The following is a 563-nucleotide window of genomic DNA, read 5'->3' on the forward strand; positions in this document are numbered from 1 at the left end:
TGATGTGACCCCCAAAATTGGGACAAATTAGTATTACGCCGTTAAGGTTGTTAGAACATGATTCCGATATTCAATCGGGGTCATGTTTTTTCGTCCTGTTTTGATTCTTACGTTGTTGTAGTAATCGATATATTTGTGAATAGCTTGTTCAATCTCATTTAGGTCTTTGTATTTGTGCTCCTGCCCATAGAACATCTCACGCTTGAGAATGCCGAAGAAGCCTTCCATTAAGCCGTCGTCTAGAGAATTACCTAGTCTGGACATACTCTGATCGATCCCTCTATTAGCTAGAGCGGCTTGATATGCATAGTGCTGATATTGCCAGCCACGATCTGAGTGGAAAATAAGCCCGTTAAGAGCCGGATGCTTCTCAAATGCATCATCTAGCATGGTCATTACTTGCTTAAGGTCTGGGTGCCTAGAAATATTGTAGGAGATGATTTCTTGGGTACAACCATCAATAATTGGAGAAAGGTAGAGCTTTTGATCTTTGAGATGGAATTCTGTCACGTCGGTAAACCAATGTCTGTCGGGAATAATTGCGTAGAAATTGCGCTTGATTA

General features: G+C 41.2%; 1 protein-coding gene. It reads right to left on the reverse strand.

The window, feature by feature from the left end:
• Positions 1 to 33 precede the first annotated feature (33 nt).
• On the reverse strand, positions 34 to 563 hold a 530-nt coding region (locus lacNas_RS13200), incomplete at its 5' end, for an IS3 family transposase (protein ID WP_201346940.1).

Source organism: Lactobacillus nasalidis (assembly GCF_016587775.1).
GTDB classification, from domain to species: domain Bacteria; phylum Bacillota; class Bacilli; order Lactobacillales; family Lactobacillaceae; genus Lactobacillus; species Lactobacillus nasalidis.